Origin of the sequence: Embleya sp. NBC_00896 (genome assembly GCF_045207785.1) — a bacterium.
Lineage (GTDB): Bacteria > Actinomycetota > Actinomycetes > Streptomycetales > Streptomycetaceae > Embleya.
Genome location: NZ_CP108776.1, coordinates 7279356 through 7304004, shown reverse-complemented (window position 1 = coordinate 7304004; position 24649 = coordinate 7279356). Strand labels below are relative to the sequence as shown.

Here is a 24649-nt window from a genome sequence, read left to right as displayed (position 1 = left end):
CAGAAACAAGAACCTGCTGCGCACAACAAAGACAATCATCAGGTCGTCAAGGAACAAGCTCAGGATCGGTTCCCCGTCCCGTCCCAGTCTCGCAGTCGGCGCAGTGAGTGCCCGGTCGCCGACTTGCACAGGAACTCGGCGCGCTCGTAGGACAGTCGGCCGCGTCCGGTCTTCGGGCAGAGGTCCTCCGCGCCCAGGATGCCCGCCCGCGCCGGCCCCGGGCGTCGGTCGGCGAGGAACACCGGGCCGCGGGTGCGGCCGTCCAGGAGTTCGGGCAGGAGCGCGGCCGTCCCCGATCGCCAGGTGAGCCACGCGCCACGCCGGTCCGACCGCCGGGCCGCGCGGCGGCCCCGTCGCTCCGGCAGGTCGAGGTCCTGGACGTTGAGGGCCAGCACGGCCGCGACAGTGGCACCCGACTCGCGCAACAGCGTCCACAGCGTGCGCTCCCGCAAGGAGGCTTCCACATCATCCCCCGGCCATGCCGCTCCGGAGGGGACCGGGGTGGGCGCCGGCCCGCGGCGGTGGTCGAGTATCCGCTGGGGGATGGCCGCGTCGAGGCCCGGGGTGTGCGCCCACGCCCCGAACGCCCGGACGGCGGACCGGTGTCGGTTCCAGGTGGCCGCCGCCACGCCGCCCCACGACACGCGGAAGGCGCCGGCGATCTGATCGGCCGTCAGCGACGTGAGCGGCATCCCCACCCCCAGGGAGAGGCGTAGTCGCCACAACGTCTGCCCGTAGGAGCGGGCCGTCGCCGGCGCGAGCCGGTCCTGGGCCAGAAACGCGTCGATGGCCTCGCCGAACGTTTGCGTGGACGCGTCCCCGGTCGGGATCGCGTCGGCACGCTGCGTCAGGTAGGCGCGTTCGGCGGCGTTCTTTGTCAGCAGCGCCGCGCGCTCGAACTCGCGGCGGGCCTCCTCGCCACGCCCCAGGCGCAGAAGCAGGTCCCCGCGCACCCCGGGGAGTAGATGGTAGTCGCGAAGCGCGGGGTCCCAGGTGAGCGTGTCGACGAGGGCGAGGCCGGCCGCGGGGCCGTCCGCCATCCCCACCGCGACCGCCTGGTTGAGCCGCACCACGGCGGTGGGCAGGAGGCCGGCAAGGGCGGCGTACAGTCCGACGATCCGCCCCCAGTCGGTCTCCTCGGCGGTGCGCGCCTGGGCGTGGCAGACGGCGATCGCGGCCTGCAGCAGATATGGACCGGGCCGGCCGGGCGTGCCGACCGCGCGGGCCCGCAGCATCGCCGCGAACCCGCGCCGGATGAGCAACTGGTCCCAGCGTCCCCGGTTCTGCCGGTGCAGGGGGACGGGTTCGCCGGCGAGGCCGGTGCGTGCCGCCGCGCGGGACGCCTGGATCTCCATGAGCGCCACCAGGCCGTGCACTTCGGCCTCGTCGGGCACCAACTCGGCGAGCAGGCGCCCCAGCCGCAGCGCCTCCAGGCACAGTCCGGGCCGGATCAGGTCGTCGCCGGAGGTCGCCGAATAGCCCTCGTTGAAGATCAGGTAGACAACCTCCAGGACGGAGGCCAGGCGCTCGGCCAGTTCGGTGCCGTCCGGGAGTTCGAACGGCACTCGCTCCTCGGCGAGTGTGCGTTTCGCGCTCGCGATGCGGCGGGCGATCAGCGGCTCGACGGTGAGGAACGCCCGGGCGATCTCGGATGCGGTGAGTCCACCGAGCAATCGCAGGGTCAGCGCGACGCGCGCCTCGGTTGGCAGGATGGAGTGGCAGGAGACGAACATCAGTCGCAACACGTCGTCCTGCTCTGAGCCGGGCTCGGCGGCCCCGAGGTCGTACTCGGGGCCGCCGAAGCCGTCGTCGAGCCGGCGCTGTTCGGCCAGGTCGCGGGCGAGCAGTTCGTCGTGTTCCGCCGACCGCCGGTCGCGGCGGATGTGGTCGACGGCGCGGCGCTTGGCGACGGTGGTGAGCCAGGCGCCCGGATTATCCGGGACGCCCGAATCCGGCCACTGTTCCAGCGCCGCGACCAGCGCGTCCTGCGCCAGCTCCTCGGCCACCCCGACGTCGCGCACGATGCGGGTGAGCGCGGCAATGATGCGGGCCGACTCCATCTTCCAGATCGCGTCGACCGTGCGGTAGGCGTCCATCACGGACCGAAGACCTCCTGGATCACGCTCTCGCCGTCACCGACGATCCTCCGGAAGCGGCGGGCCAGCTCGACCGCCTCCTCCTGGGACCGGACCTCCACCAGGGCGAACCCGACGACTGCCTCCTTGGACTCGGCGAACGGGCCATCTGTGACGGTGACTTCGCCGCCCTCGGAGACCAGCCGCACGCCGCCCGGCGCAAGGCCGCCGGTGGCCAGCATCACGCCGGCGGCGCTCAGCTCCTCGATGAAGGCACCCATTTCGGCGAACAGCTTCTCGTCGGGCGCCTTCGCGTTCTCCGACGCCTTGGACATCATCAGATAGCGCATGGTGTTTCTCCGGTTTCGTTTCGGCGGGCCAGGTGGCCGGGGGTCACTGGCGCGTCGCGCAGGCCATGCGACGGGGAATTGTGGGTTTCCCCGTCATATCAGCGGAGCGACGAAGGTGCGAGCCCCAGGGAAGAACGCCCGGGCCCGCCCGCCCCTCGAAGGAACCCGCCGTGACCACGACCACCCGCCCTCCGCGCAGCACGGTCGCCGCCGACCGGAACCGGGTCGCCGCCCCGAGCAGCGCGGTGGGCACCCGTGCGCTGTCGGCCTGCGCGGTCGTCGCCGGTCCGCTGTGGGTGGCCGTGTCGGTCGCCCGGGCACTCACCCGCGAGGGCTTCGAACCCACCCGACACGCACCGAGCCCATCGGCCACCCGCTCGCTCGGCCGGCTGCCGATCACCAACTTCGTCATCGCCGGCATCCGACCGACGAGCCCCGAGCCACCCGACGATCTCCACGACAACCGACGATCTCCACGACAAGTGATCGACCGAACCAGGAAAAGAGACAGTTCGATGCGCATCGTAGTAGGCGAGTTCACCAGCCTCGACGGAGTCATGCAGGCCCCGGGCGGCCCCGACGAGGACACCCACGGCGGGTTCGCCCACGGCGGCTGGACCCACCCGTTCTTCGACCCGCAGGTCATGGGCGGCGCCCTCGCCGAATGGGCCGCCGACACCGACGCCCTGCTCTTCGGACGCCACACCTGGCAGGTCATGGCCGCAGCCTGGCCCGGACGCGCCGGCGACCCCTTCGCCGACCACATGAACTCCGTCGCCAAACACGTCGTCTCCAACACACTCGGCGAAGACGACCTCACCTGGAACAACACCACCCTCATCCCCGGCGACCACGCCCTCGACCACATCCGCAAGCTCCGCGACACCGACGGCCGCGACCTCGTCGTGATGGGCAGCCTGACACTCGCCCGCACCCTCCTGACCCAAGGACTCGTCGACGAACTACGACTGATGATCATCCCCGTACTCCTCGGCGGCGGAAAGACCATCTACCCCACCGACGGCGCAAAGCACACCCTCGAACTCGTCTCGACCGTCACCAGCGCCACCGGCGTCCACGTAGCCACCTACCGACCCGCAACCGCGACCTAGACCCCACCCGAGACCAACCACCGGCCACCCGGCCACACGGCCACCCGGCCACACGGCCACACGGCCACCCGGCCACCCGGCCACCCGGCCACACGGCCACCGGCGACACGACACCCAAAACGGCGCGGCCGGACACAACACCCGGCCGCGCCGACACAGCGACCAAAACCCATATACCCCACACCTATCCCAACCGTGCACGCTCCCATATGATCACCGAATTCGTCAGAAGGACGCTGCCCCCGTCGCTCGGAACGTCGTCTCACCGAGCAGCGGGAACAGCCGCCTGTCGTCGTCCAATCCTCCTGCTTCGCCGGGCTCGTCGTTCCGCGCGGCCCAGGTCCGTCGGAACCGCAAGCTGCCAGGAGACCTCCATGCCCCGCGCCCTTCGCGCCGTCGCCATGACCGCTCTCATGCTCGCCCTCGGAGCGGCCGCAATCGCCTGCAGTTCCACGGACTCGGCTTCGTCTTCGACGGGCTCGGCTTTGTCGGCGGCCGACGACAGCCTGCAGTCGGCTCCGCAACTGATGGCCAGGACCACGTCGTTCCACGTGGAAGCACACGCGGGCGGCGAGAACGGGATGGACGTCAAGGCACGGTTCAACGGCAAGGACGCCGCCGGCACGCTCGACTATGTGGGCGGTGGTCACGCCGAATTCGTCCGGCAGGGCGGCACGCTGTACGTCAAAGCCGACCAGGGCTTCTGGCGCCGCGTCGGCGCGGACCCCTCGATGCTCCCGGCCGCCGACCGACACCCGTGGGTCCGTGTGCCGGGCGACGACGCCGAACCGATCAACATGCTCGTGGACATAGCCGATTCCCGCCGCGTGCTGAGCCTGGTCAAGACGTCGTCACCGTGCCGGTTCGGACCCGATGCCACCCCCGACACGGGCCCCGGCGCCGGAAGGTGCCTCGAGTGGAGTGCCGCGAACGCGAAGCAGCCCTTCCTCCGCACGTACTTCGCCCCGACCGGCAAGCCGTATCCGACCCGCGTCATCGCAGCCGACCCGACCATGCGGGTCGACGCCACATACCACGGCTTCGACGAGCCCGTCTCCGTCTCGGCCCCGACCGAGCCGACCATCGACTTCGTCGCGGCGAAGTCTTGACCCGGGCCTCGGCCGCCCGACGAGGAGGCCACCCGCCGACACCGGCCGACCGATCCGTGGTCTCCCGGTGGACCACCCACTCGACGCAAGCGCGGAGCCACCTGTGATGACAAAGCCCGTGTCGCGGCTGCGTCTCGAGAACGTGCTGCACGTACTCGCGGCCGGCGTGCTCGTGACGTCGATGGCGCTGGCTGTCTGGGCCAGGCACCCGCGCGAGGCCACCTCCGAGGAATTCCTCGCAGGCGTCTCCAACGGGACCATAACGTCGGTCGACTACGACGTGGACGACCTCCAGCACGTCTACGTCCGCTGGCGGGCAACCGACACGACCTGGCGCGAGGCCGGGTACTCGCCGAAAGAGCGGGCCGCAGACCCGGTCGGTTGTCGCTCGTCACGGGCTTCGGGTTTCTCGCCTACCTCTGGCTTGAGTCACCCGGCAGGCGAGCGGCCGCGGACCGGGAGACGACAGCACGGTTGCTGACCGATCCCGCAGCGCTGGTCTGTCCAACCTTGGCGGGGATCTTCGTCTTCTGGGGAATCTGACAGCGCGACCGACGCATCGCACGACGAACCGGCACCACGATCGCCGACCCCGCGGCCGCGACGGTGGGCGACCCCGTCCACCGCGACTTCGCCGCCGACACACCGAACCACACATACGTCGGCGACATCACTCACCTGCCCGTCGCCGGCGGCAAGCCTCTCCACCTCGCGACCGTCGTCGACCTGTGTTCGCGGCGCGATCTTCCACAGCGACCACGGCTCCCAAGCAAATACACCTCTCGGGCGTTCGCCGACGCCTGCCACGAGGCAGGCGCGACCCACTCGATGAGCGCGGTAGGCAGCTCCGCCGACAACGCGGCCGCCGAGGCGTTCAACGCGCCCTTCAAACGCGAGACGCTCCAAGGCCCCAAACACTGGCCCACCGCCCGACAGGCCCGACTCGGTAGCTTCCGCTGGGCCAACCGCTACAACACCCGACGCCGCCACTCCCACATCGGCCAACTCAGCCCCACCATCTACGAAGCCGAGCTTCGGACGATCTCACCTACCTTCTCCTTGACCTGCGCGAACATCGGCGCGTGCGGGTCGAGACTCTGCAGCTTGGCCATTCTCGGTAATTTCTCTCGCTATCGGTCAGTGGGTGTCGCTGGGGCCCGCGTCCTGGGGATACCAGCGGAGTTCAAGGGTGTTGGTGTCCGGGTCCTGGATGTAGATGGAGGTGGCGGTGCCGCGGGCACCGAAGCGCTGGACAGGGCCCTCAAGGACTGTGAAGGTGCCCGACTTGATGACCTCGTCCCAGTCGATCGGATGCACGGTGAGGCAGAGGTGGTCGACGTTGGACTCGCCGCGCGGGCCGGCGACCAGATCGATGATGGTCTCCGGGGTGATCCGCACCGACGGGAAGGGGATCTTGCCGGCCCGCCACTCCGCTACGCGCATCGGCTCCAGGCCGAGCAGGTTGGTGTAGAAGTCCAGGGACCGTTCGACATCGGCGACGTTGAGGACCAGGTGGTCGAACGCTTTGACGCGAACCGTAATGACCATGGAACTTCCCTTCGGGAGGATGCTGGGGTGATGCCTCATATGGTCTGGCGCCCGGGCCTCGACAAGGCGCCATCGACGTACGGTCGTTGGGCCGTACTCAACGCCGGAGGCGCCCTGCTGGAGCGCGCGCAGGGCCGGCACCGACCATCGTGTTGTCGAGACATCGGGGGCACGGCACCGTGTCTCACTGCCCTGGCCCTGGTGTCCAGTGGGTGCCCAGTGGTCGGGCGGGGTGTACGCCGCACCGCGAGCCCCACTCTGGGAGGCTCGCGGCCGCGGCGGTCAGCGCCACATGGCGGAGAAGTCGTCGAGTTGAATCCAGGTGACGGGGCTGTCGTTCGTGCCGCCGTAGACGACCACGAGGCCCGTCTCGGTGACGTCGACGCGGCACGCGTTGACACCCGAGTGGTTGTTGCGCGGGGCCACACCGCGCACGGCTGCCGACGGTCGCAGTGCGGGGTTGACGTCGCCGAGTTTCTGGTCCTGCCTGAAGGTGCATCCGACGGTGCCGCGCAGTTGCAGGAACGTGCTCCCGGCGATGTCGAGCAGCCGGGCCTGCGGCACGTTGCGGTCGAGCACGGTCACACCCGGGGCGAGCTTGATCGTGGTCCATCCCCGGCGCACCTCGATGCCGCCGCTCGCGGCTTCGGCGGGCTCGGCGAGCGACATGCCGACGGCGGTGACCGCCGCCGTGGCCGGGACAGCGAGCGCCGCGGTCAGCAGGGCGCGGCGGCTGCGCCCCGGTGCGGGGGTGGGGGCGGCATGCTTCGACGACGACATCGCGGGGACTCCGTGGGCTCGGGGCGGGACAGGGGGACAGGGGAACGGACGTCGGGGAGTGCGGGATCGGCCGGTCAGGCCCAGGCGGTGGAGACGTTGTCGAACTGCACCCAGGAGATGGGGCGTTCGCGGGTTGCGCCGTCCGCGTACACACCCCCGTCGGGACGCAGTTCGACACGGCACACGCTGTGCCCGCTGCGGTGGTTGCGCGGGCAGTTGGTCACGATCAGGCGGCTGGGTCGCAGCTCGGCGGGCAGCGTGCCGATGTGGCGGAGTCCGACGCTCTCTTCCGCGAGCGTGACGGTACCGGACATGTGCAGGTACCGGTTTCCCGCGAGGCTGATCAGCCGGGCCCGGAGCGGCTGAGCGCGGGTGTCGACCCCGGCGGCGGGCGAGACGACCTGCCAGTCGACGAGGACGCGGGCCTCCAGGCTGGTGCCGGTCGGGTCGGGCACATACTTCACGGTGATCGCACGATCGGCGCCGGTACGCCCCGTGCCGAACCCGAAGCACAGCCGCACGCCCCGCGCCGTGTCACCGCCCGGAAGCCACGCGGCGAGGCCCTCGGCCTCGCGGATCTGATCGTCGGCCGGAACGCGTGGGAAGAACGTGCGCTGGACTATCTCGCCGGTGTCCCAACTCGCCGTCGTCAGATAGGCGTTGTCCGCGGTGGGACTGCCGGTCCAGTGGTAGATGTAGCGCCCGAGGGACAGCAGACCTTGCGGGTACGCGTGCCGGAACGACGCGCGGGCCACCGGCGTCCACGTGCCGGTGCGCGCCTTGTCCAGGTCGTAGAGGTAGTAGGTGTACAGCCTGTCGGAGTGCGCGGGACCTACGCGTGTCGCGAGGCAGATGCGGTTCGTGGTCGGATCGATGCTCGGTGCCACGAAGGTCTTGCCGGGCAGCGGGTGGAAGAGGCGCACACGCGAGGCGTCGTCACCGTCGACGGCCTTGTTGGTGGTACTGCTCCACGGTTCGTACGGCGTGGTGGCGACGGCTGTGGCCTCCGGGGGCCTGGCCGGGCTCGTCGTGGGGTCGCCCCCTCGGGGGACGCCTTCGAGCCACAGGTCGACGCCGCCGCCGGCCTTCGGAACCACGCCGAAGGACGTGCCGTGCCCGAAGCGGCGCAGGTACATGAAGTCCAGCACCCGGCCGTTGAGGTCCATCCGCGAACACAGCAGGTCCCCGCCGGCCCGTCGGTGCGCGTAAGGAACAGGTCCCGATTCGCCGCTGAGCCGCACATTATTGGGCAGAACCTGCATCACATAGATCTGCTGTGCGCGGTTGTCGAACGCGAAGGACTGCAGCACGTTGCGTCGGCCCTGCGCGAAGGCGCCCTGAAGGACGACGCCCGGCACATGCGCGGTGTCGAACGGGTCGGGCGGGAGGACCGAGAAGCCCGGATCGACCCAACCACCGCCGACCACGGCGAACTCCGTGGACTCCGTGGACTCCTGGCCGGGTATCGAATCGACCTCGTCGGCGGGGTCGACACTCGCCACGAACTGGTATCCCGCCAAGGCCATTCTCTCCGTCATCTGTTCCGGTCCTCCGGACGTAGAGTTCCAATGATCTGCATCGCGCCGGGAGCGCGCTATCCGCAAGACGTGCCGTCCTCGCGGCGCGGGCATCCGTCACGACCGGGGATCGCCCGGCACGGGCCGCGGGAAGGTGCGGTCGTAGCGGCGGATGCAGCCCGTCGAGGCGGCCGCTTCGAGCCGGTACGCCTGCCGAGGTGTTGGCCCAGGCCCGGCCAAGATCCACCGGACAGGGCCCTAGCGCCCTGGGCGGCCGGTTCGGGTTGCCGGCTTGGGCCGGCCACGCCGCCGATCACCTCGGGGTCGCAGAACGGTTGGGACCAGCCGCCGGGGGCGAACCCGCCGTCGGTGTCCTCTCCGGAGTGGCCCGATGCACGCCGATGCCGGGGCGTCGGGCATGGACATGGCGGATATGGGGACTCCTTCGGAGGGCCGGTGGTTCGGTGCGCGCTCGTACGTCGATCCGCCGATGTGACAGGGAATGCCGGGGTCCCTGTCACGTCGGCCGGCGTCCGCCTGCTCTCCTCGGGCGGCGAAGTCACCGCGACCGACGGGCCGTTCACCGAGCCCACCACTGCCGTCCGACCCGATGTGGAGTACTACTGCCAAGTTCCGCTTTGGGTGGGTAAGTAGTGGTCAAACAGTGGCGTTTCGGCTGTTCGGGGGCGAGTGTGGTGCCGAAGTTTCTGATGGCCCGTCAACCCGTGGATGGGGACGAGAAGAAGAGGATCCGGCGGTTGGCCGGGGCGCGTCACGCACCGGGCGACTGGATCCTGCGGGCGAGGATCGTCACGCCGAGTTGGGAAGGCCTGCGCGTGCCGCAGGTGACCGCTCGGGCGGGGTGCGATGCGAAGACCGTGCGGCGGTGGCTGCACCGGTTCAACGAACAGGGCCTGGACCGGCTCGGCGACCGACCCGGGGGCGGCCGCAAACGGCGGATCTGAGGGGCCTCGCGTTTTTCGGACAGGGCCGGCTGGCTACGAAGAGGTCATGCGTAGGCTCGTTGATGGCTTGCGCTATATGGGTACGTGGCGACGCGCATGGAGTATGCCGACCCCGGGCGCGTTGTGTCTGGCACGACAACGGTTGGGTTCGGAAGTTATGCGCGATTTATATGAGCGTGTAGCGGTTCCGTGCGCAATGCGCTCAACGCAAGGCGCGTGGATGGGCGGGCGCAGGTTGATGTCTCTGGACGGGTTCGGCATGGAAGCCCCTGACAGCCGGGAGAACGCCACCTACTTTGGCTATGCGGGCAAGAAGGAACGCTGCACGTTCCCCTACGTACGACTCGCCGGCCTGGCCGAGTGTGGAACGCATGCCGTAGTTGCTGCGGAAATCGGATGCAAGGGCGAGGGCGAGGAGACGCTGGCCGGTCGAATTCTTTCCTCGGGGGCGCTCGCCCGGAATGCTCGTGATGGTTGACGCCGGCCTGTACAGCTACCAGCACCTTCGCATGGTTCTCGATACCGGAGCCGACGCGTAGTTTCGTGTTGGTGCAAACGTCCACTTGCCGATCATAGAATGGCTACCCGACGGCTCGTACCTGTCCTACGTCGCTGCTTCCGATGAGAAACGAAAGATGTCGGTCAAGCTCCGTTCCGGGCAGATCGGGATCACCGATTTGGCAGGGTTCTACGCACGTGTCGTCGAGTACGAGGTTCCGGACAGGGGGGATGGTGACGAGTTGATCGCTCTCGTCACCAATGTCATCGATCCCAGTGATCTAAATGCTGTCGATCTGGCCACCGCGTATCACGAACGGTGGGAGGTCGAGCTGGTGGTGGGCGAACCAAAAACTCATCAGCGCGGGTCGGCAGTGATTCTCAGATCGAGAAAACCGGATCTCGTCAAACAAGAGGTATGGGGGGCTGTTGCTCACTCACTACGCAATCCGCCACCTCATGCGAGAGGCGGCCGACCAAGCCGATCTCGATCCCGACCGGATCTCGTTCATCCGCTCCCTCCGTATGGTCCGCCGTCAGGTCTCGAACCAGGCGGCTTTTTCCCCTCAGCGGCTCGCGGGGAAGATCGCTGAGGCGATCGAAGAAATCATCGAGCGGCCGAACCCGGAACGACGACAACGCTCCTGCCCACGCGCGCTGAAGAGACCAAGACATAACTCGTACCGAGTAAAATGAGAAGCCGACAGAAACATCACGCATGACTCGCCACCAACGATCCGCCTGCTAGCCCCGGCCGCTTGGCTAAACGGCATTGGACCATGGTGCGCCGGTGATCCCAGGACGACCGTGGAATCACCGGCGCGCCAGGTCGTCACCGACGCGATCGGCATTCTGAATTCGCTTCTCCGAAAGGCCATGATTTTGTCCAGTAAAACCCCCATCGATAAGTCGATCATGCTGGACGACTTCGTGGAGACGATCTCCGATGAGGAAAACTTCGACTGGGGCGGACTCGATGATCTCGCCGCTGTCGTACCTGCTTCGGCGGTGGTCAAAGCTTTTGATGTGGCTACGGGTTCATTTGCCAGGGATATCTTGTGCCGAATCTGTTGTCAGCGAATCATTTCTGGCGCCGCTTTCGGTTTGATTTCTTGTCTTGATGATGAGGATATGGATGTCAGGAATTATTCTTTGGAAGCGCTGGCGGCACTCTTCTTCATGGGGAGAAAGCTGCCGGTGGGAGCAGGCGAACTGCTGAGCGAGGCATTGTCGAGGCGTCTTCGGGAAGAAAAGAAGATCGGCCTGCTCAGTTCTGTTGTCCAGTTGCTTCCCTTCGCCATGGGAGAAATGACAAGAAGCACTCTGTTGTCGCTGGAGGATCATGAGGACTCGCGGGTGAAACTGCAGGCGCGACGCGGAATCGAATACTTGGATCGGATCAAGGTCGAGCATTCGTGATCGGGCGTCCGGGGCCGGCCGGGCCGGATACGCGTGCCCGGTGCTTGGTGGGGGTCGTCGGTGGAAACGAGCCGGCAGGCTCGGCGACGCGAGGCCGGCTGCGAATCGTGAGGTTGCCCTGACCGGCAACGATCACAGCGCCACCGGCCGACTGTCCGCTGAAGTCACTACCCGAGCCCCCGTCGCGGTAGGTGTCCGATTCCCTACCTTCCGTCATGTGTGCTGTTCATGGGCGGTACCGTAGCTGCACCGATGGCGCCCCGTACCTCCGAAGGAGAGCAGCATGGCAACAGGCAAAGTGAAGTGGTTCAACGCGGAGAAGGGCTTCGGCTTCATCGCGCAGGACGAAGGCGGCCCGGACGTGTTCGTCCACTTCTCCGCCATCCAGAGCACCGGCTTCAAGGAGCTGTACGAGAACGACCCGGTCGAGTACGACGTCACCCAGGGCCCCAAGGGTCCCCAGGCGGAAAACGTCGTCAAGGTGTAGCCCCGGTCGGGGACCGGGGCACCGCGCCGGCGCCCCGCTGACCGGTCGCTCGCTCGGGCCGGGTGACGACGCCGGGTTCGCCCGCATCGTCGCCCGGGAGCCCGGGACCGCCGGCACGGTCTCGATCCCGGCGCAACGGGGTGTCCACCCCGTTGCGGCCGCGCGGGCATCGACAAGAGGCGATCACCCTCACCGAACCGAGGGCACGGACACCCGAGCCGAGGCAACGACCCACCACTCCACCCGTCCGACGCCGCATGACGGCCCCGGTGCGGCGCGGGGTGGCGGTGTGCCGCGCCCCGGATCGTGGTCGTCGTGGTCGTACGCTCGAACTACGTCCCTCCCCGAGCACCTCGCCCCGCTGCTCGATCGTCAAGTGAGGTTCGAGCGTCTGGACGCCGGCTGCAAGGCCGCGGTCGACAACGCCGAACGGCTCGCCGACCTGCGCCCCCGGCGCCTGGACGCCATCTGGGAACTCATCCACGCCCGCGCCGAGAGCCCCTCCGACCGCCACGCCCTCAAGGCCGCCGCCCCGGCCCTCCTCGTCAACGAGCGCGAAGGCGATCGGTGACCCCCGACGACGAAAGCACGGAACCAACTCCGGCGCGCCGTTACCGGGTCGGCGCGCCGCAGGACCACCGGCACCACCGTGCGCGCCGCCCGTGGCGCACCGGCACCGGCCCGACCGCGTGCCCGAACGCGGAATGCGGACGCGAGGTGAAGGGAGTACCGGGGTGGCGTATCGACCGGCGTACGACGAGATCTCACCGACCAGGTCCCGCCAGTTTGAGCAATGCTCGCCCATACGTCTGCCTTTGGTCGGGTCAATGCGCGTGACCTGGTCTTCGGCAGCGCTGGAACTTCGTTGCGGGATCCGGCCGTTGACGAGGGCGTCCCGGTCGTTCAGGACGAACGCGGCGAAGCCTTGGACCGGCGGCGGTCCATGGTCGAGGGCGCGGGCCGTCCAGGACGTGAGGTCGGCCCCGCGGCGTTCGCCGGGGACGGCGTTGAAATCGTGGCCGGGTCCGCGTGCCGGCGCCGTCCGCTATTTCGGCGGGACGGCGGGGAAGACGAAGTAGTCGCCGTGCTCACCCGCCCGCACCACGCCGACGTTGTCGCCGAACGAGGGAACCCCGACCACGTCCTCGGCGATCAGGCGGTGCTGCGCACGTCGAGCGCTGCGATACCGCTGCCCTCGAGCAAGGCGTACAGCACGCCTTGCGGTGAGATGGCCACCGGCCGCAACTGGCGCTCGTCCTTGGCTTGTTCCCACAGTTTCGCGCCGGTGCCGGTGTCCCAGGCGACGGCGCCCTTCGTCAGCGCCACCACAGCGGTGGTGCCGTCCACGGACAGCGCCACGCCCGCCTTGGACTTCTCGGCGACGCCCACGCCCGGTGCGGTGGTGGGCCCCTGAGAGATCAGACGGCCGCCGGCCGGGTCGTGGGCGGTGAATACGGTCGGTCCACGGCCGCCGGCCGTCCAGGCCAGCGTGTGCGCCCGGTCCCCGGCCACGCTCCACGCTGGGCGGTCGGCGAGCCCCGGTATCGCAGCCCCCGTGAACTTCGGGGCCTTGCCCGCTGCGCCGTCTGCGCCGGCGCCACCGGACGGCGACGCCCCCTGCTCGTCCGAGCCCCCGTCCCCAGAGCTGCACGCGGACGTCAAGGCCAGCGCAAGCACGACTCCGGCGGCCGCGGTGGCCGTCCGGCGGGACAGCCGCGAGCGCTCGGACACTGGCGTGGCGGCCCGGAGACGCGAGCCATTCGTGGGCTGCGACATGAAGTGTCCGCTCCCGTTTGATGCAGTTGATCTTGAAAATGGGCTGCCACCGTAGCGGTTAGGGGTCAACAGGGCGAACTCGGCACTCCTCGTACGCAGGTGCTTCTCGCGAACCGTCCTTCGGCATGGCTCCTGCCGGCTGCCCCGACCGCCGTCGACAGTGCCGAGCAATTCCCAAGCGGCTAAAGAAGCCGCCAACGGCGGCACACACACGCCATGCCGCCGGCAGGACGTTCGCGGTCACCCGACGCACGCTCGACCACGACCGTGTCGTCCTCGGCCCACAGCCGGTCCCCGGCGCGCAGGAACAGCGGCCGCTCCAGCTCGAACACCGAGCACCCGGGCTCGAAGTCCACCTCGTTCAACAGCAACATCCTCGGGGCCGTCACACGCTCACCCATCAGCATCACCTCCCCAGACTCCCGCACCGGTCGAATGAATTTCCCGAGCGTGCCATCCAAAGCGACGAGCGCGACCGGAGTCGGCGCGGGATGCCACACAACTCACGGCGCTTCAATACGCGATGGCGTCAGAGGCTGCGGTGGTCTCTGCGTGGTCGGAGGCGGTCGATGACGCGCCGGACGAGGCGGGAACCTGCCGGACGGTGAGGTCGGTGGCTGTGTCGCCGGGTTCGCGCGAGGTGCTCACGGGTGTGGACGCTCAGGCGTCGGCTGTCTGCAGGCCCATCGCGCGCAGCAGCTCGAAGAAGTGGTGCTCGGCGGACTCGATGCGGTCGGCGAGCAGGATCTCCAGCACCTTCGGGGGCTCCGGGCGCCAACCCGATGCCTCCGCCCAGGCGCAGGCATCGCGGGCCCGCTGCGGCATCTCGCCGACGATACGGTCGTGCGCCGAGTCCCACGCGGCCTGGTAGGCCGTGCTCGGCATCCCCGTCTCGTCCTCATAGCAGATGCTGCTCGGGACCTCGTAGTCGGCCGCGAGTTCGGGTGTGAACCAGGTCCCGAACAGGCCGCCCCGGGCCGACCAGCCCTGGTTCCAGGTCCCGCAGCGGCTTGCCGCTGCGGGCCACCACGTACTCTCCCCAAAAGCCCATGCCGTGCCCTTACTCGGTCGTGGATTCGAATCGGTCATTCGTAGGATCGGCGGGGCCCAGGGGCTCTGGGTATGGCTGTCGTGAGTGAGCCGTCCGATGGCTGGGGAGGCTTGACCGCCCGGGGCCCCGCGACGACTCGACCGCCGCTTGGGAGATGCGACTCGATCGCCGTGTAGGGCAAACGTCGGCGTGCTCGTCTGCCGGCGCGGTCTCAGAAGGGCGGGTCGTCGCCGAACCCCTCGGGGTCCGCCCAGGGATCGTCACACGTGGGGGGTTGGTGGGCGCCCGGGTCGAACATCCGGTTCAGGGTGTGTGTCAGTCCGGCGCCGTCGTAATCGACCTGCCGTATCCAGGGCACCTCGGCCGTCAGGAGGCCGAGTTCGTGCGTGACGGTCTCGTCGAGAACGGCGCGCAGGTCGTCGGGTGCGGGGTCGTCGACCAGGCACAGCCATCCCAGCGCGGCGCCGACCCTGACCTCCGGTGGGCGTGCGGGATCCGACCAGCACGCGCGGGTGAATCCGGCGGTGCCGGTGTTCCCTCGCCAGTTGCGCGATCGCCAGAATCAGGCCGGCCCGCAGACGGGGAACCTCCTCGATACGGAACCGCTCGTGCAGGGCGGCGGAGATCTCCCACGCCCGGCCCGACGACGCCGCCAGGACGTACGCCGCCGCCTCCCGCACCTCCGGGTCGGGGTCGTCGAGCAGGGCGATCGGGATGTGCGCGTCCGCGGCGATCGCGTCACGCGCCGCCCGCACCGACCAGGTCTGCGGATGGCCGCTCATGTCGCATCTCACGTCCTCGTCGGCGTCGGCGACCCGCAACAGACCGGTGCGCGACCCGTCGTCCGAGTAGTTGCGGCGCGCCGCCACGGCGACCAGGAAGAGCGTGTTCACCCGGTCGTGCGTGGCCCGGTCCGCGGCGATCCGCAACAGGAACGGCACCGTCAACGGGGCCACCGAACACCTCGTGCCCTGGTGACAGACGGAGTTCCACAGCGAGGACAGCGCATTGTCCGCCGTGGCGGCGTCGGCGGAACGCATCCGCTCCAGGTATTCGGGGACGTTCTCACCCGAGCCGTACGCATGGGAGAACCGGTGCCAGGGCACCTCCTCGTAACGGAACCCGTCCCTGACGTCCCGCGGGATCCCCGCGATCACCGCACGCACATCGAGCGCAGTCCCCTCGTACAGCCCGAATCCGTGGACACGCACCCGCTCGAAATCGAACACGAAATCCTCGGACATCACGGTCCCCTCTGGCGGATGTCGCCGGCCGAAAGGCCTCTGCCTACCACCAGGCGCCGACATCCCCGGACGAGCCGCCGGGGTTCGCTCCCCGCGCTCCCGCCGAACACGTCCGACGAACGCTCGTGTGGGCGGGCCTTCGATGCCTCGGGCCGGAACGGATCGGCTACCGAAGCAGGCACCGCTCGGCGGCCACTCTGGCGCCGGACCTGACGCTGGTCCAGGAGAGCGGGACTCGGACCGCGATGGACCGCGCCGCGTACCGGGTCGGCGACGCGGTGCGCGAGGACTGGGACGTGCTGGAACTCCAGCGCCGGGTGCACAATCCTGTACAGGCGCCGGCCGTCACTGTGAGGTGAGTCCTTCGCACAATGCTCCGTGTTTTCCGGTTCGGGTACGAAGCGACTTCGAGTGTCGTACGGTCGCCCCACGTGTCCGATACATGGGATGGCAGGGGCTGAGATGGTGGACGCTCGCACGTACAGGCTGTGGGCCGAGCTCGCCGGCCGGGAGGATTTGCCCGACGCGGCGTTGACGTGTGTGGTCGATGCGCTCACCCGCCCCTCGACCGGTGAAACCCACACCGATGCTTGGCGGCAGGAAGCCCTGAAGTCGGTACTGCCCGGTCTGCTCGCGCGGGTACACGAGCCCTCCGCCCGGACACAGTTGATCGCGGCCGCGGGTCGCGGGTTCGTCGTGGCGCATCTGCGGGGCGGCGCGCTCACGGTGGCGGACCTGCCGGCGATCACAGCGGCACACCGCGTGTGGGCCGACTTGGTCATGACGGTGGCCGCCCTGCCCGCAGGGGTACCGGATGCGGTGCGTCTGCTGGACGACGTCGAGGAGTTCGCCCTCGACGAGATCGTCTCGCGCTGGGACGCGGCTCACCGGGCGGGCGTCCCGGACGCGCCGGCGGACCCGATGCCCGAGGAACTGGCGGACGCGATCCTGGACCGGGCACTGGCACCGCTCGCTGCGGCTCTCGCCCGGCCCCAGGACACCGAATGGCAGATGGACTGGACCGCGTCGGCGGGTGTACCCGGTCTGGGTTGGGAGCCGCAGTTCACCGGCTCGGACTGGCGGATCCTGCAACGGTGCCCGGGGCGGTGGGAGGAACTCGTGCGGCACTCACGCCTGGGCGTCGCGGTCCGGCACCTGCTGTTGGTCAACGCCGACACTGCCGCCCTGACCGACGACCTTCTCGCGCAGTGCCTGCCCGCGCTGACGTGCCCCGAACTCGCCGATCTGCCGAAGCCTTCGATCACCCAGCGGCGACGGTTGCGGGAGATCGCACGGCGGGTACGGCGCCATCCGCGGATCCTCGACATCGCCGCCGGCGAGGTACACGCCGCAGCCAACGCGTGCGTGCGACGCGGCCGCCTCCTGAACGCCCGGAACGTCCCCGACCACGACGTACCACGCCTGGCCGACGACCTCGCCACCGTCAGTGGCACACCCCGCGACCTGGTCGCGCTGTGCGAACGACTCGCCGCTCTCCCGAGCCCCACCGTCGTCACCGAAACCACCCCCGATGACATCCCCGGCCTGCGCGCACGCCGCACACCTCAGCCCCCCGGCTTGGGCTGGGGCCAGGAACATCGCGTCCTCGCGCTCGCCCACCTGGCCACGAACCCGCACACCCCTCGCGACGCCGTCGTCGCCGTGCTCGATCACCTGCACTGCGCCGAGATCGCCCACCTCGCCGAAACCGACGCCGCACCGGCATGGCTGCGCGCCCTCGCCGCGGAACGCCAACCGGCATCGGACGACGGCGTCATCCGCCTGCTCGGTGACGACGAGCTCGGCTCCCATCCCGACCCGGCCGCCGTCCTGGCCTCCTGGCTGGACGCCTCACCCCACGGTGACGGCACCCGCCGTATCGAACGCGCCGTGTCGCGCTCCCGTTACTGCACCGAGGAACTGCTGCGCCGCATGCCGGCGGACACGGTTCTCGGACACGAGTCCCCCACGATCGCGGCGGCCGTCCTGATCGAGGCATGCGGCAACGACCCGGCACGTTGGGCCGCGCTGTCCGCCGCCCTCGGCAACCTCCGCGCCGCCGGTACCTTCGGCGAACTCCTCGACACCCGCCTTGCGCGGACCCCCGACCGTCGATCGATGCCTCCCGCGCATGCGTGACACGAGGCCCCGCAAGGCGTCCTGAGATGGATGGGTCGTGCCTCGGCGTGCGCGGTCGGTCCCTTTCGTTGCAGCCCTCGAGCAGGTCCTGGCGTACTCGATGTACGCCGACGGCGGTTGGGAGCGGGAGCCGTTCACGCCGGCGACTGCGTGACCTGGGCGCCGATGGCAGAGCGGACGGACTCGGCCCGTGCGGCCCGGCCAAGCCGCATGACGGGTATGGACGACGCCCTCGACAGCGACGCACGGCAATCACTGAACGAAACAGTGTGGTCACCCTATGTTGTCCGACTGGCCTGCGAAGCTCAGGCGGTGAACACAGAGACCGCTTCCTCCGCACCCCACACTCCCAGGGCCGACATGGTCGGCGTCCGCGCCGCATCTCGGTTTGCCGGTGGTGTCGGGCGAGATGGAGCACAGCGGTGCGGTTGCGATGGCACCCGCTGTACCGGAGGCAGCGGACTGGGCGCCGCAGGGCGGCCGGGCACCCGATCGTGCATCCGCCGCCGTTGGGGCGGGCGACCGGCCGCGCTGCGCGCCGTGTGGCGGTACATCGCCGATCGGGGCTGGGGTCGACGCCTGCGGCGCGGCTGGCGGCGTTGGCGTGCACGGTCCGGGTCGCCTCCAGGCGCGGGTTAGGACAAGAGTTTGTAGATGTCTCTCTGTCTCAATGGCAGGCCCGGGGGGCGCCGTTAGGTTCAAGTGATTGTTGATGTCTCAGGGGTGGGGGTTCGTGGAGTACTTCTTCGTATCGCACGCCAACGTGCACCGGCACACGGGTGCCGTGGACGGGGTGGATCTGGACTGGGTCGGGTACGCGACCCGCACGGGGGCGCTCAAGGAGGGCACGCCGTTCTTCCTGGGTTCGGACATGCGCCCGCTGGAGCCGTTGACCACCTCTTTCTTCGAGTTGGCCAAGGGCTTAGATGCGGGTTCGCTCCAGGACTACGCGTACGACCTGATGGACCTGGTCGGCTTCCTTGAGGCTCTTGATCCCCCGACTGATCTGCTGTCAGCCACGGAGGACGACCTCGTCGCGTATCGGGACTAGCTGATGGAGTACCGGGACGAGCCGGTGTTGGCGGCGACGTGGATGCGCCAGCGGGTCGCGATCCACAACTTCTACGACTGGGCCGTCGACGACGTGGAGCTGCTGGACCGGCGCCCGTATCACCGTCGCGAGAACGGCAAGGACGTTCTGTCCGTGACCGTCGTCAACGATCTCGATGTCCGGCATCTGACCTATTCGCAGTGGCGGTTCTTGAAACAGGTGAGGCTTCGCGGCCTGTTGCCGGACAAGCGGTCGGATCGGTCGTTCCGAGGGGCGGTGTGCGGCGAATCGCAGGGATTTCGGCATGGTGTTCACTGCAATCAGGCGCCGCAGAAGTCCGGGGACGTCCCAGTTGTGCTACGAACTCACGCCGCCCACCGCGTGTTGAAGAAGCGGGTGCCGTGCTTGTTGGTTGGAGGGCGAACTCCGCGATCGGGGCGTCGCCCTATGTCAGGAACACCATCCCCATGACCCCGTTCGCCTCCGCTCACGGCAGGCTCCTGACGGGATAGAATCCCTACTCCACCAAGGCCGTCACCGCCAAGATCATCGATGGGTTGTCATCGTCAGCTCGCCCCCTCGGGTGAAAAGGGTCGGCTGACCAGCTCGGCGCACAGCGCTTGGCGAGTCTCCTTGTCTCCGATACTTCGGAGCAACGCGATAAACGCATTGTTGCGGGCGAGCATCGGAAAATCTTCGGGCAGTGCGGCTTCCAGCCGCTCAACCTCCCTCATCAACTCCTCGCCCGTCGCGGACCTGTCCGGCGCGGGGGTGCCATGTTTCTGAAATGTCCTGCGCGCGACCGTCCACCACGCATTATTGGGTGGCGGAGGAGCTGACACTCTGGCGCGCACCGTCGCATATTCGAGAAAATCCCCAATAGGGTCATCACTTGATTCATCGGCCACCAGGAAATCATAGAACGAAGCATAGAGGTACTGCAGGAGTATAGCCGTTACAAGCAGCGAACTATCCAGCGGCATTGCGCGCCATGCAGGATTAAGACGATGTTCTAGGATGAACCCATTGATGATCCGCTTGATTCTTCGCGGATTACTGCCAGCCCGCTCTAGAAGGATGCTCGTCACTATTTCGTCGACCAAGTGTGATGTTCCAGATCGTTGTCCATAGCCTGCTATCAGTTCCTTGAGCTGTGACTCGTCGGGCGGGGAGACCCGGTACGCAACCTGCACGATCTTCTCGAGGTAAGCACGCCCCTCGCCTACGCCCCCACGTGCGGATGTGGAAACGCTCCGGGCAAGTACGGAAAAGTCACACGCCAAGACAAAAATGAGTCCTGGAGCATCCAGATACAACTTCACGGCCTCGCATACTTCGATGACCACATCGTCGGAGCATCGATCGAGATCGTCAACGAAGACTACGAGGGCTCGACCGGGACGACCGCTGTCATCCACCCAGTCCGCCAGCATGCCTGAAATCAGGTCACGCATTTCATTGCGTGACTTCGCGTCTACGGTCAACGCTTCCCACATTTCATCTATCAAACGTGAAACGCCCAAAAATCGGCCGATGATCGCCGATATAATCCATGCCATGCCGAGTACACGTCTGCGTTCGGCCAAGCGGCGCACCCAGCGCCGCACGACATTGTCGTCAAGGCGCCCGAGAACCGACTTTATCAATCCCTCGAGTGCACTACTGCCTTGGGCCGTCCACGCATTGAACCGAACACAGACAATTTCTTGTTCGCTGACCGATCGAGACTCGACCAGGCGAGACTCGATCAGTCGCAGTAATGTGCTTTTTCCTATCCCCCAGCCCCCGTCAATGGCCAGCACAAAGGGGGCGGAAGTACTTGAAGTAGTCAGTATGGAGGCGATGCCTGTGGCGATCTCACCGGCGCCCAGAAGGTCGTCTTCCGACTTATCAGCCGGCTCATCATTGAGTAGCGCATAATTTTGCCCGATGTCACTGATTTCGCTTTTGGTCGAGCTGGCGGACAGATCGACATCGGAATGTACCCTAAGAATTCGCCGCACCGGCACGCCGGACAGCCTGGAGACCGCTTCGACGATGTCCTCTTCATCGACCTCGGTATAAACGACGCTGGCCTTCCACTCCTTCTCCCGCTTGGCCTTCGCGGCGAGGAGCTGCTTCTCCTTGTCGCGGAGATCGGCGGCCTTGCCAAAGTCATGCGAGTCGATCGCGGACTCCTTGTCACGGCGGACACCGGCGATCTTCTCGTCGAACTCGCGCAGGTCCGGCGGCGCGGTACGTATCCGGGAACCGGCCTCGTCGATCAGGTCGATGGCTTTGGTCGGGAAGAAGCGATCGGAGATGTATCGGTCGGCCAGGGTCGCCGCGGCGACCAGCGCGGCATCCGTGATGGCGACGCGGTGGTGCAGCTCGTAACCGTCCCGCAGACTCTTGAGGATCTCGGTCGTGTGCGCCACCGACGGCTCGGCGATATTGATGGATTGGAAGCGGCGCTCCAGAGCCGCGTCCTTCTCCAGCTTGCTGTACTCGTCGGGTGTCGTGGCGGCGATGGTCTGCAACTCACCGCGGACCAGCATCGGCTTGAGGATCGAAGCGGCGTTGATGGCGTCCTCGGCGGCTGCCGCACCCACCACGGTGTGAAGATCGTCAAGAAACAAGATGACGTCGCCGCGGGCGCGGATCTCCGCCAGCGCCTGCTTCAGGAGATCTTGCATGTCGTTGGCGCTGTCCGCCCGCGCCGTCAGTGCGTCCCAGTCGAGGCTGTAGAGCTGTTTGTCCTTGAGGGGCTCAGGCACGTCGCCGCCGTCAATCGTCTGGGCGAGACCGTCCACGACGGCGGTCTTGCCAACGCCGGGCTCGCCGATCAGGACGGGGTTGTTCTTCGTACGGCGCGACAGCACCTGCATGATCCGTTCAATTTCCCTCTCACGCCCGATGACCGGGTAGGGGTTGGAATCGCGGGCGCCCGGCGTCAGGTTGTGGCCGAACTGGTCCAGGATGCGTGAGGTCGAGCGGGTGCCCTCGGCCGGGCCGCCAGCAAGGGCGGTCTGGGTGGCCTGGTCGCTGGACATTGCCTCAATGACTTGCTGCCGTACCCGGTTGAGGTCTGCGCCCAGGTTGTCCAGGACCTGGGCGGCGACGCCCTCGCCCTCGCGGATCAGGCCGAGCAGGATGTGCTCCGTGCCGATGTGGTTGTGGCTCAGTTGAAGGGCCTCGCGGACCGACAGCTCCACGACTTTCTTGGCACGGGGGGGTGAAGGAGATATGGCTGGACGGGCCCTGCTGGTCTCCGGAGATCTCCTCGGCCCCGTCCTCGTTCTCTCGGGTCGGCTCGGTTTCGCCGATGATCTCCGCGACCTGCTGACGGACCGCCTTGAGCGAAATCCCGAGGCTCTCAAGGGCCTTGGCGGCGACGTCCTCATCCTCGTGGATCAGGCCCAGGAGGTGGATCAGGCCCAGGAGGATGTGCTCGGTGCCGATGTAGTTGTGGTTGAGCATCCGGGCTTCTTCCTGAGCCAGGACGACAACCCGCCGCGCGCGGTCGGTGAAGCGCTCGAACATTTCGCTGCTCCTCACAGAGCACGCCCGGCCTGCAAATGACCGTTACGGTCACTGATTCACGCTCGGTGTCCTGCGGTTGGCTCGACCATGGCCTTGGTCGGCTGCCGTCAAGTTCTCCAGAGTCTCGGGATTGCTCAAACCTGGATGCGTAGGTCACGGTGCTGGTGTGAAAGGGGAGCCTGCTGTTCGCACGGTCCTGCATCTCGTCGGCGAGGCATGGCCCCATCAGCGAACACGACGACATAGTCCATGTCCATCCGCCTACGCCCTCTCACACTTACCACGCTACGCCGCGTCCGACGATACGCATCAGGACGCGCCGCGCCGTGACGCCGCACGCCCTTATGGCGTCCGACTAAAATCGCTGGCCCTCAGCGCTGCTTGGTCAAGACCGGGATCTGAGACACCTGCTGCCGCGTCACCTGGACGTCTCCGCGGGCACGCGGGTGGAGTCTGCTGAGACATCAAGCCCGCTGAGACAGGTGAACTGTTCCTAAAGCCCAAGGCCATGAAGTTAAGCCGTTTCGCCTGATGGCAAGTGGTTCGAGTCAACTGAACGGCAGACGCAGACAGCGGAACTCCGGTAGAACGACCTGTCCGCCAAGACGAGTCGAACCCACTTGGAGTTCCGCTGTCCGGTCAGTGTGTCATCAGCCGTGAAATCACGGTAGCCGAGGGCCTGTTCGCCCCCGGGCATCTGGGGGAGCTCACCCGGATCGTGCCGTTCGAGATGGTCGACGCGGTCCTCGCCGAGGCCGGCGCCGTCGAGCGGCGGTTGCGCAAGCTGCCCGCCCGGGTGGTGGTCCATCTCCTGTTGGCCGCCGGTCTGTTCGAACAGCAGGGCCACCCGGCCGTCTGGCGCAGACTGACCGGCGCCCTCGGCGACATGTACGTTCCGAGCGTCACCGCGACGGCCCTGTGGCACGCGCGCACCCGCCTGGGCGTGCGACCGTTGCGGGCCCTGTTCGATCTGTTGCGCGGTCCCGCCTCCGCGATCCGCACCGGCGGGGCCCGTTGGGCGGGTATGTCGGTCTGCGCGATCGACGGGACGTACCTGGACGTGCCCGACGACCCCCGGCTGCGGGCCCACCTGGGCAAGGGCGCCAACCAATACACCGCCGCTTCCGGCTATCCGCAGGTCTGTCTGAGCGTGCTCGTCGCGTGCGGCACCCGGGCCGTCGTCGACGCGGCCTTCGGACCGCGCGCCCCCGGCGGCGAGACCCACCACGGCAAACGCCTGCTGCGCTCCCTGCACCCGGGCACGATCGTGCTCCTGGACCGCGGATTCTCCGGCAACGATTTCCTGCGCTCCGTCGCCGCCACGGGCGCCGATCTCCTGGTCCGGATCACCGCGAACCGCAAACCACCCGTCCTCGCCCGATACGCCGACGGCTCGTTCCTGTCCCGGATCGCGGGCGTGGAGGTCCGCGTCGTCGAGTGCGAGATCACCATCTCCACCACCGCAGGCCGGCGGACCGGCGTCTATCGCCTCGCCACCACCCTCCTCGACCCCCACCGCCACCCGGCGTTCGAACTGGTCGGGCTCTACCACGAACGCTGGGAAGTCGAGTCCGCCTACTACGAGATCAAGAAGAGCATGCTCGGCCGCCGGGTTCTGCGCGCCCGGACGCCGGCCGGCATCGCCCAGGAGATCCACGCCCTGTTGACGGTCTACCAGGTGCTTCGGATCGCGATGACCGACGCCGTCGAGACCGTTCCCGGCGTCGACCCCGACCGCGCCGGCTTCAGCGTCGCGCTGGAAGCCGCCCGCGACCAGGTCGTACGGGCCGCCGGCGTCATCGCCGACACCACCATCGACCTCGTCGGCGCCATCGGACGGGCCGTCCTGGACCACCTTCTGCCCGCCCGACGCCTGCGCGTCAGCCCCCGCTCGGTCAAACGACCCCTGTCCCGCTACGCGTACAAAAGCCTCAACGTCGACCGTCGCAGCTACAAATTCACCCTCACCATCGACATCTTGACACCAGCCCCAAACTCTTAACTTC

At 67.9% G+C, this 24649-nt stretch carries 22 protein-coding genes and 4 pseudogenes; 15 read left to right on the top strand and 11 right to left on the bottom strand.

Going from position 1 to position 24649, the window contains the following annotated elements; genetic code table 11:
• Positions 1-59: 59 nt before the first annotated feature.
• Both OG928_RS32570 and OG928_RS32565 read right to left on the bottom strand, forming a co-directional pair.
• Positions 60-2096, bottom strand: a complete 2037-nt coding sequence (locus tag OG928_RS32570; RefSeq protein ID WP_406291323.1) for a DUF6596 domain-containing protein — start codon at positions 2094-2096, stop codon at positions 60-62.
• Positions 2096-2425 carry a YciI family protein gene (locus OG928_RS32565; RefSeq protein WP_406290512.1) on the bottom strand — a complete coding sequence of 110 codons (330 nt, stop codon included), beginning with the start codon at positions 2423-2425 and terminating at the stop codon, positions 2096-2098. The genes OG928_RS32570 and OG928_RS32565 overlap by 1 nt, the downstream gene beginning before the upstream one ends.
• Positions 2426-2940: 515 nt before the next feature.
• Here OG928_RS32565 and OG928_RS32560 point away from each other — a divergent pair.
• The 4 genes and pseudogenes from OG928_RS32560 to OG928_RS32545 form a co-directional block, all read left to right on the top strand.
• Positions 2941-3537, top strand: a complete 597-nt coding sequence (locus OG928_RS32560; RefSeq protein ID WP_406291322.1) for a dihydrofolate reductase family protein — start codon at positions 2941-2943, stop codon at positions 3535-3537.
• Between the two features lie 374 nt (positions 3538-3911).
• Positions 3912-4646: a hypothetical protein gene (locus OG928_RS32555; RefSeq protein ID WP_406290509.1), complete on the top strand. Its 735-nt coding sequence runs from the start codon at positions 3912-3914 to the stop codon at positions 4644-4646.
• A 106-nt stretch (positions 4647-4752) separates the two neighbouring features.
• Positions 4753-5127, top strand: coding sequence for a hypothetical protein (locus OG928_RS32550; RefSeq protein WP_406290507.1), 375 nt, complete (start codon positions 4753-4755; stop codon positions 5125-5127).
• A 125-nt stretch (positions 5128-5252) separates the two neighbouring features.
• Positions 5253-5648 (top strand): annotated as a pseudogene (locus OG928_RS32545) (integrase core domain-containing protein); the annotation flags it as partial.
• A 135-nt stretch (positions 5649-5783) separates the two neighbouring features.
• Here the strand turns inward: OG928_RS32545 and OG928_RS32540 are convergent.
• From OG928_RS32540 to OG928_RS32530, 3 genes are all read right to left on the bottom strand, one after another.
• Positions 5784-6194, bottom strand: a complete 411-nt coding sequence (locus tag OG928_RS32540; protein WP_406290505.1) for a VOC family protein — start codon at positions 6192-6194, stop codon at positions 5784-5786.
• 282 nt (positions 6195-6476) lie between these two features.
• The gene (locus tag OG928_RS32535) at positions 6477-6974 is read right to left on the bottom strand and encodes a hypothetical protein (protein WP_406290503.1); all 498 of its coding nucleotides are present in this window, start codon (positions 6972-6974) and stop codon (positions 6477-6479) included.
• 74 nt (positions 6975-7048) lie between these two features.
• Positions 7049-8512, bottom strand: coding sequence for a hypothetical protein (locus OG928_RS32530; RefSeq protein ID WP_406290500.1), 1464 nt, complete (start codon positions 8510-8512; stop codon positions 7049-7051).
• A gap of 689 nt (positions 8513-9201) precedes the next feature.
• Between OG928_RS32530 and OG928_RS32525 the strand changes: the two genes are divergently transcribed.
• The 6 genes and pseudogenes from OG928_RS32525 (at position 9202) to OG928_RS32500 (ending at position 12431) form a co-directional block, all read left to right on the top strand.
• Positions 9202-9456, top strand: a complete 255-nt coding sequence (locus OG928_RS32525) for a helix-turn-helix domain-containing protein (RefSeq protein ID WP_406290497.1) — start codon at positions 9202-9204, stop codon at positions 9454-9456.
• A pseudogene (locus tag OG928_RS32520) lies at positions 9359-9619 on the top strand (transposase domain-containing protein); the annotation flags it as partial. The gene OG928_RS32525 and the pseudogene OG928_RS32520, both read left to right, overlap by 98 nt.
• Before the next feature lie 57 nt (positions 9620-9676).
• Entirely contained in the window at positions 9677-9934 is a 258-nt protein-coding gene (locus tag OG928_RS32515) for a hypothetical protein (protein WP_406291343.1), read from the top strand.
• A gap of 827 nt (positions 9935-10761) precedes the next feature.
• Entirely contained in the window at positions 10762-11373 is a 612-nt protein-coding gene (locus OG928_RS32510) for a hypothetical protein (RefSeq protein WP_406290495.1), read from the top strand.
• A gap of 283 nt (positions 11374-11656) precedes the next feature.
• Entirely contained in the window at positions 11657-11860 is a 204-nt protein-coding gene (locus tag OG928_RS32505; protein ID WP_406290493.1) for a cold-shock protein, read from the top strand.
• Between the two features lie 376 nt (positions 11861-12236).
• Positions 12237-12431 (top strand): hypothetical protein, encoded by a 195-nt coding sequence (locus OG928_RS32500; RefSeq protein ID WP_406290491.1) that lies wholly within the window; start codon positions 12237-12239, stop codon positions 12429-12431.
• Positions 12432-13012: 581 nt separating this feature from the next.
• Here the strand turns inward: OG928_RS32500 and OG928_RS32495 are convergent.
• The 4 genes from OG928_RS32495 to OG928_RS32480 all read right to left on the bottom strand — a co-directional run bounded on the left by OG928_RS32495 (position 13013) and on the right by OG928_RS32480 (position 15931).
• On the bottom strand, positions 13013-13249 hold the full coding sequence (locus OG928_RS32495) for a hypothetical protein (RefSeq protein ID WP_406290489.1): 237 nt from the start codon (positions 13247-13249) through the stop codon (positions 13013-13015).
• Between the two features lie 569 nt (positions 13250-13818).
• Positions 13819-14037: a hypothetical protein gene (locus tag OG928_RS32490; RefSeq protein ID WP_406290487.1), complete on the bottom strand. Its 219-nt coding sequence runs from the start codon at positions 14035-14037 to the stop codon at positions 13819-13821.
• A gap of 259 nt (positions 14038-14296) precedes the next feature.
• A complete protein-coding gene (locus OG928_RS32485; RefSeq protein WP_406290486.1) occupies positions 14297-14725 on the bottom strand; it encodes a hypothetical protein in 429 nt (142 codons plus the stop codon).
• Positions 14726-14947: 222 nt separating this feature from the next.
• Positions 14948-15931 (bottom strand): hypothetical protein, encoded by a 984-nt coding sequence (locus OG928_RS32480; RefSeq protein ID WP_406290484.1) that lies wholly within the window; start codon positions 15929-15931, stop codon positions 14948-14950.
• A gap of 125 nt (positions 15932-16056) precedes the next feature.
• Between OG928_RS32480 and OG928_RS32475 the strand changes: the two genes are divergently transcribed.
• The 4 genes from OG928_RS32475 to OG928_RS32460 all read left to right on the top strand — a co-directional run bounded on the left by OG928_RS32475 (position 16057) and on the right by OG928_RS32460 (position 19592).
• Positions 16057-16290, top strand: a complete 234-nt coding sequence (locus OG928_RS32475) for a hypothetical protein (RefSeq protein ID WP_406290481.1) — start codon at positions 16057-16059, stop codon at positions 16288-16290.
• Positions 16291-16378: 88 nt separating this feature from the next.
• Complete coding sequence (locus OG928_RS32470) at positions 16379-18070, top strand: hypothetical protein (protein WP_406290478.1); 1692 nt, start codon at positions 16379-16381, stop codon at positions 18068-18070.
• A gap of 706 nt (positions 18071-18776) precedes the next feature.
• Entirely contained in the window at positions 18777-19121 is a 345-nt protein-coding gene (locus OG928_RS32465; RefSeq protein WP_406290476.1) for a hypothetical protein, read from the top strand.
• A 3-nt stretch (positions 19122-19124) separates the two neighbouring features.
• The gene (locus tag OG928_RS32460; RefSeq protein ID WP_406290473.1) at positions 19125-19592 is read left to right on the top strand and encodes a hypothetical protein; all 468 of its coding nucleotides are present in this window, start codon (positions 19125-19127) and stop codon (positions 19590-19592) included.
• 95 nt (positions 19593-19687) lie between these two features.
• Here the strand turns inward: OG928_RS32460 and OG928_RS32455 are convergent.
• Both OG928_RS32455 and OG928_RS32450 read right to left on the bottom strand, forming a co-directional pair.
• Positions 19688-20965, bottom strand: a pseudogene (locus OG928_RS32455) (P-loop NTPase fold protein); the annotation flags it as partial.
• Positions 20966-21097: 132 nt separating this feature from the next.
• Positions 21098-22643, bottom strand: a pseudogene (locus OG928_RS32450) (Clp protease N-terminal domain-containing protein); the annotation flags it as partial.
• A gap of 631 nt (positions 22644-23274) precedes the next feature.
• Here OG928_RS32450 and OG928_RS32445 point away from each other — a divergent pair.
• The gene (locus OG928_RS32445; protein WP_331768350.1) at positions 23275-24645 is read left to right on the top strand and encodes an IS4 family transposase; all 1371 of its coding nucleotides are present in this window, start codon (positions 23275-23277) and stop codon (positions 24643-24645) included.
• The last annotated feature ends 4 nt before the right edge of the window (positions 24646-24649 follow it).

What these genes read in the sequence shown, in the direction of transcription:
- OG928_RS32505 (WP_406290493.1), top strand. Translation starts at nt 11,657, where the DNA reads ATGGCAACAGGCAAAGTGAAGTGGTTCAACGCGGAGAAGGGCTTCGGC.
- OG928_RS32485 (WP_406290486.1), bottom strand. Translation starts at nt 14,725, where the DNA reads ATGACCGATTCGAATCCACGACCGAGTAAGGGCACGGCATGGGCTTTT.
- OG928_RS32530 (WP_406290500.1), bottom strand. Translation starts at nt 8,512, where the DNA reads ATGACGGAGAGAATGGCCTTGGCGGGATACCAGTTCGTGGCGAGTGTC.
- OG928_RS32555 (WP_406290509.1), top strand. Translation starts at nt 3,912, where the DNA reads ATGCCCCGCGCCCTTCGCGCCGTCGCCATGACCGCTCTCATGCTCGCC.
- OG928_RS32525 (WP_406290497.1), top strand. Translation starts at nt 9,202, where the DNA reads ATGGCCCGTCAACCCGTGGATGGGGACGAGAAGAAGAGGATCCGGCGG.
- OG928_RS32565 (WP_406290512.1), bottom strand. Translation starts at nt 2,425, where the DNA reads ATGCGCTATCTGATGATGTCCAAGGCGTCGGAGAACGCGAAGGCGCCC.
- OG928_RS32460 (WP_406290473.1), top strand. Translation starts at nt 19,125, where the DNA reads ATGGAGTACCGGGACGAGCCGGTGTTGGCGGCGACGTGGATGCGCCAG.
- OG928_RS32480 (WP_406290484.1), bottom strand. Translation starts at nt 15,931, where the DNA reads ATGTCCGAGGATTTCGTGTTCGATTTCGAGCGGGTGCGTGTCCACGGA.
- OG928_RS32540 (WP_406290505.1), bottom strand. Translation starts at nt 6,194, where the DNA reads ATGGTCATTACGGTTCGCGTCAAAGCGTTCGACCACCTGGTCCTCAAC.
- OG928_RS32515 (WP_406291343.1), top strand. Translation starts at nt 9,677, where the DNA reads ATGGGCGGGCGCAGGTTGATGTCTCTGGACGGGTTCGGCATGGAAGCC.
- OG928_RS32490 (WP_406290487.1), bottom strand. Translation starts at nt 14,037, where the DNA reads ATGGGTGAGCGTGTGACGGCCCCGAGGATGTTGCTGTTGAACGAGGTG.
- OG928_RS32470 (WP_406290478.1), top strand. Translation starts at nt 16,379, where the DNA reads ATGGCAGGGGCTGAGATGGTGGACGCTCGCACGTACAGGCTGTGGGCC.
- OG928_RS32560 (WP_406291322.1), top strand. Translation starts at nt 2,941, where the DNA reads ATGCGCATCGTAGTAGGCGAGTTCACCAGCCTCGACGGAGTCATGCAG.
- OG928_RS32570 (WP_406291323.1), bottom strand. Translation starts at nt 2,096, where the DNA reads ATGGACGCCTACCGCACGGTCGACGCGATCTGGAAGATGGAGTCGGCC.
- OG928_RS32550 (WP_406290507.1), top strand. Translation starts at nt 4,753, where the DNA reads ATGACAAAGCCCGTGTCGCGGCTGCGTCTCGAGAACGTGCTGCACGTA.
- OG928_RS32535 (WP_406290503.1), bottom strand. Translation starts at nt 6,974, where the DNA reads ATGTCGTCGTCGAAGCATGCCGCCCCCACCCCCGCACCGGGGCGCAGC.